Genomic DNA, 5,294 nt, shown 5'->3' on the forward strand with positions numbered 1-5,294 from the left:
TTTCGATCTATTACATTGCTGTAGTTGAGAACTATCCAACTGACTAGCTTTAATCAACTTCTCTAGTTTCGTTGTTTTTTGAGGTTTTGACAGTACCCTTGTGGGTACCCGAGCAGGACTTACACACCAAAACTGTGATCACCCCCTCAGGTATCAACTCATGTCAGACAACGGCTGATCAATCAAGATAGTCAGTCATTGTAACTGTTTAAAGTATGGGAACTTGACTTGAACTGATGTAGAGTAGGTTTTTGGGATTAGGGCTTTATCAAGAGCTGATAGCTGGCAAGGGTAGCTTTTCAAGTAGCCCGTTAGCCCTAGGCTGAATCCTTGGGCTCAATCTTAGTGAGAGCTTGCTCTGACTGACTGCAGAGACCATGCTCAACTAAATAATCGAAAATCTGATCAGAGTTCAACAGCATCATAAGTCATAAAGGTGTGAACACCCTTTCAAAAAAAACTAGGTAGGTCGAGTCGGCACAATTAACTTGTTCCGCTATTGACTTATCAGACCGAATTCGGGAACTTATGCGAAACTTAACAAAAGTTAACGATATCTTCGGGAGTCGGGAGTCGGGAGTCGGGAGTCGGGAGTCGGGAAAAATAGAGGTGCGGGTAGCACGTTGGTAGCGATGCAGCGCCCTTGATGAAGGGATTTCTGCCAAGACCTGGCTGCATCGCCTTTAGCTTTGTGGTAAGCATTCAGGGGTCAGCCATCAGCGGTCAGCGGTCAGCCTTGGCCATTGGCGAATGGCTAACGGGAATTGAGGTGCTTATTTTATTCAAAAGCTGTTCGCACCTCAATTCCGGTGGCCACAGGCCCAAAGCTGATACGCGACACGCTGATAGCTGATAGCTGAATGCTTACGCTATGTGGTCAGTCCCTCACCAACATTTGACTATTACAACAGGACTGTAACCCCAAGCAGGATGCCAGGAATCACAAAAAAGACGCCAATGATATAGGCAAATGCGATCGCTTTTCCTTCACTAGCCACAGCAGCGAGGGTTTCTGCACTGACAATTGGCAAGCGACAGAGGAAGGGAATGCCATAGATGATAACCACCCCAAGCACGTTGTAGAGCAAGTGAACCATGGCAATTTCTAGGGCAGGAACCGCTTCCGCGCCAGAAACAGCGGTCGCTGCTAGCAAGGCAGTAATACAAGTGCCGATGTTGGCACCGAGGGTGAAGGGATAGATTTGCGCTAGGCCAAATAGCCCTGCACCGGCCAAGGGTACCATCAAGCTGGTGGTAGTGGAGGAAGATTGAACCAGAACTGTCATAAAGGTACCAGCAGCAATACCCGCGATTGGCCCTTTACCAATGGCTGTATGAAGAATATCTTTGGCACGACCGACCATTAGGACTTTAAGCAGTTTGCCAATAAAGCTAATGGTCAAGAAAATCATCGCGATTCCTAAAATAATCAAAGCAATACCGTCAAAGGGCGCTGGTAAAATGTGAGTTATTGTTTTAAACAAACCCACCACTGGCTTAGTAGCAGCCTTGACAAAGTTCAAATCCTTGACACTTAGAGAACCGCCTCCTACCAAATTTTGAGCTAAGAAATAGGCAATCTTCTCTAGGGGATGAAAGATAATCTCAACGGGCAGAAAAATGACTACACTAAGTAAGTTAAAAAAGTCATGGATTGTAGCCGCAGCAAAGGCTCGCTTAAATTCGGTTTTATCCCCAATATGACCTAAACTCACTAAGGTATTGGTAATACTGGTACCGATATTTGCCCCCATCACCATTGGTACAGCAGTGGTTACCGGTAAGCCTCCAGCCACTAAACCAACAATAATTGAGGTTACGGTACTTGATGATTGAATTAATGCTGTGGCAACGGTACCAACGATTAGTCCTAAGAAAGGATTAGTGGCAAAGGCAAAGAGTTCTTTAGCTTGTGATCCGGTTGCGGATTTAAAACCCGAACCAATCATGCAAACTGCTACAATTAGCAGATATACTAATAGTATAACACTAATCCATTGCCGAATATTGTTACCTTGGTTTGACCCTTGGCTTCTTTCTATCGGTTGCTCTGAAATGTTACTAATAATTCATGTGCTGCTATAGCTTTTCCTAATCCGGTGAGGTACACGCTAGGGGGGTCAATGGTTTGTAACGATTGCTTATAAATAAGCAATCATTCTTAACACGATTAAGCTGTACCTCACTACCATAGGAAAGCCTGTATACTTGATTCCAGAGCTAACCGTATATCACAAAGTTTAACTTTGAGTTATAAATTCGTTATCAAAATAATAAAATTATAGGTAAGCTATCAGCTATCAGCGTGTCGCGTATCAGCTTTAGCAAAGGGAACAGGGAATAGGGAATAGAACAGAACAGGGAATAGAAAGTAGGGTGGGCAAAATTCTATTATCTAGAATTATCAAAAGAACTAAACGGTTTTTGCCCACCAACAGAAAGGGTGTGCAAAGTTCTATTATCTAGAATTATCAAAAGAACTAAACGGTCTTTGCCCACCCTACAACCTTATCATTTTGATAACCGATGAATAATGCGATACACAATTAACCCAGGGATCGCACCAAATACAACACCGACCAAAACATGAAATAGCACAAACCAGAACATGTAACTCAAGCAAGACTGGAGTTCAGCTTTAGGGCATTTTTCTATCGATACATTCGGGTTTAGTTTGATCAAAATCGCTTCTAGAGGTTTAGCATCGGTTTGGGAAGAAATACCACTAACCCCTAAACCAATACCGACAGAGGCAATCCAACGTTCTAAACTTTTTTCTCGGGCTTGATCAGCCTTCTCCTTATCTCTCAGGGCTTTTTCCAAAGCGCGATCGCGTTCTGCCTGCTCAATCTCTACAATGCCTCGGATACTACCAAGCATCTGGTCAAATAGTTGCTGACCGGGTTTAAGATAATTGAGGTTGGTTTGAATCTGACGTTGAAACAGCTTGGTTCTTTGGTTGAGGAAGTCTGCTAAAAACTCGATATTATCGTCTTCGAGACTAGATTCACGGATTTTTTCCAACCATGTGTCATAGTTGGCGGCATTGGTAGCGATCGCAGTTTTGTGATCCTCCATGTCTCGCAGATAACCAGCATAGTCAAAGGTCTTGGATGGCATCTCCGTCAGTTTTTGCTTCAGTTGCTCTAGCCGTGTTTCTCGCTCTGTTGGCAATTCCTTGAAGCCTTCAACCTCTTGTTCCAGTTGCCCATAGAGTCCTCTAGTTTGGCGATAACACCAACGAGATTCATGATAAGCAAACAGGATTTTACTGCGACAGCACAATAGATTGAAAAATGACAAAGACGTCTTTTCAATCAGCTTTAAGGTTTCTGGGTGACGGTTTAACCAGACCAGAAGGTGACATTGCTCCGTTGGTTTCTCCTTACCATTGTCATAGGCAAAAATTGGGCTACCAAATAACTGCCCAGATGCAGTAAATTGGGGTTTTTGGTCGGTTCTCTGGAAAAAACCATCCACACAGGCATCGGCTAACTTTCTATCCTCCTCGGGAGTGCCCACTGGTTCGCCATAGAGCACCAAGGTTTGTCCTAAAGAAGGTTGAATATTGCTGGCTAGGAGGCACCCTTGGGGATTTAACCGACTAAATTGACTGGCTGCAACGGTGACATTTTGGTAGTACAGGGTTAGGTCAAGGGCATAGGTGTCATGAATTTGTCGGGGATAGACCTCTACTGTTAGGGCAGAGCCTTCTATTTGCAATGGTGGCGTATATGTTAAGCGACCATTCCCTGGGAGTAAGTCTATGTGATCGCTTGTGATCGCTGTTTGGCTTGCAGGGGATTGTAATTTTTCAGGTAAAGATTTCAGCTCTGGGATAGCTAGGGGTTGGCTGAGATTAGCACAGTGTTGCCACAACTGATCCGCATCCGGTCGCAACTGTCCCAGTTCTTGGCTTAAGTCTTGCCAGAGATGGAAGGCATAAAGGGTGACGCTGGGGTTTTTGATTGGCAAGGCGGTGTCAGTCATCAGCCTTTGGGAGTGTTGGGTTTTTGGGTTTCTGGGGGATAACTCTTGCGGAGCTCATTAATCAGGGTTTCCCGTTGGTTTTTTTCGTCTTCAGCTTTAGTTTCATCAGTGGGGAAAGTGCCTCCAGGTCCCTGCTCCACGATTGGTTTGCTAGCAATTAGAGCCATCAAAGCATTATTAATGTCTGAGTGAGAAATACACCAGCGAGTGATCGCATCGGCTAGCTGTTTAGTATCATTTGGTAATGAGGTAATTAATGCTTCTAGTTCCCTTTTTTCTGAGTCTTTAAACAACTCAGCTTGGGTGTCCAGCAGTTGTTCAAAAGCAGATATAAATAGATAATTTTCAGCTTTCATAGTCTTAACTCCTATTGACCAATTGCACAGAATGCCGCCCAATGAAATGGTTGCTTAAAGGGTTTATCGGTAGAATTAAAATTGTGAAACTTAGCCTTAATTATGTATTGCTGAACAACAGTCAAAGGTAACTTGTCAATGTACTCCTCTAATTTTTCTTTTGTGATATCCCGCAGCCAAATTTGCGCTTGGTTGAGGGCAACTGCCAACGATATCATCTTTCGATGATTCTCATAAAATTTAATCATCAACAACGCTGTAGACAACTCGTTCACTCTCCACAGGCTACTAACTACTGCTGGACTACCCGCAACTAGGAAACCACTGGGTAAACCAATGTATTCATCGCTGCTATTCTTGAAGTCGATTAATCCTGTTTCGCAAGCTGAGAGGGTGACAAGACGACATTGTTCTAATTTCTGTTCTAATTTCAGGGCAAAGACTGCATCTAAGGTGAGGCATTTGTCTAAGTCAATTACTTCACCGTCATCCAAAGGTAGATGTTGTTCTGGATTGAGTTCAGCCGGTGCAGGGTTGAGGTGGGCATCTGCCAAAATCAGAGCTGATTTACGTGGTTTGTCGTAGTTAAAGTAACCGTGACAGCTAAAATGGACACAGTGGTAAGTGTTGAGAGGCTTGCTATCTATGGCGGCTTTGGTGGCAGCTTTTTCCACGAGGACTTCTGTATCTGGTGGTGGATTGAAGTAGCCTTTAATCACTTCTACTCCGATATTAGTGTAAACTAAATCATCAGTGGGGTTTTGAACGGCAAACAGGTGGGTAAAGTTCGGGCGTTTTCTGGTTTTAGCAAGTTCCAGTAATTGACAGCTAGGGGCATAACTTACCCCTGCTGGAAAGCGATCCATCAGAATTTCAGATTTACCTTCTCCCTGCTGACTGTTGATAGGTAAAGCATGAAGGGGGAACAAATGTAAATACTGATGGGGG

At 44.0% G+C, this 5,294-nt stretch carries 5 protein-coding genes; 1 reads left to right on the forward strand and 4 read right to left on the reverse strand.

Annotated elements, in window-relative coordinates; all coding sequences use genetic code 11:
* Positions 1-646: 646 nt before the first annotated feature.
* On the forward strand, positions 647-853 hold the full coding sequence (locus F6K37_RS31305) for a hypothetical protein (protein WP_287254439.1): 207 nt from the start codon (positions 647-649) through the stop codon (positions 851-853).
* 49 nt (positions 854-902) lie between these two features.
* Here the strand turns inward: F6K37_RS31305 and F6K37_RS31310 are convergent, their stop codons facing one another.
* The 4 genes from F6K37_RS31310 to F6K37_RS31325 all read right to left on the reverse strand — a co-directional run.
* Entirely contained in the window at positions 903-2,066 is a 1,164-nt protein-coding gene (locus tag F6K37_RS31310; protein ID WP_044494057.1) for a Na/Pi symporter, read from the reverse strand.
* A gap of 445 nt (positions 2,067-2,511) precedes the next feature.
* Positions 2,512-3,990, reverse strand: coding sequence for a hypothetical protein (locus F6K37_RS31315; RefSeq protein WP_008187314.1), 1,479 nt, complete (start codon positions 3,988-3,990; stop codon positions 2,512-2,514).
* Positions 3,990-4,346 carry a hypothetical protein gene (locus F6K37_RS31320; RefSeq protein WP_008187315.1) on the reverse strand — a complete coding sequence of 119 codons (357 nt, stop codon included), beginning with the start codon at positions 4,344-4,346 and terminating at the stop codon, positions 3,990-3,992. Before F6K37_RS31320 ends, F6K37_RS31315 begins: the two co-directional genes overlap by 1 nt.
* An 11-nt stretch (positions 4,347-4,357) precedes the next feature.
* On the reverse strand, positions 4,358-5,294 hold a 937-nt coding region (locus F6K37_RS31325), incomplete at its 5' end, for a CHAT domain-containing protein (RefSeq protein ID WP_287254442.1).

The sequence above is a fragment of the Moorena sp. SIO4E2 genome, assembly GCF_010671945.1.
GTDB lineage: Bacteria > Cyanobacteriota > Cyanobacteriia > Cyanobacteriales > Coleofasciculaceae > Moorena > Moorena producens.

Bases quoted from the DNA above. Each gene is read 5' to 3' on its own strand.
- F6K37_RS31305 (WP_287254439.1), top strand. From the start codon at position 647: ATGAAGGGATTTCTGCCAAGACCTGGCTGCATCGCCTTTAGCTTTGTG.
- F6K37_RS31315 (WP_008187314.1), bottom strand. From the start codon at position 3,990: ATGACTGACACCGCCTTGCCAATCAAAAACCCCAGCGTCACCCTTTAT.
- F6K37_RS31320 (WP_008187315.1), bottom strand. From the start codon at position 4,346: ATGAAAGCTGAAAATTATCTATTTATATCTGCTTTTGAACAACTGCTG.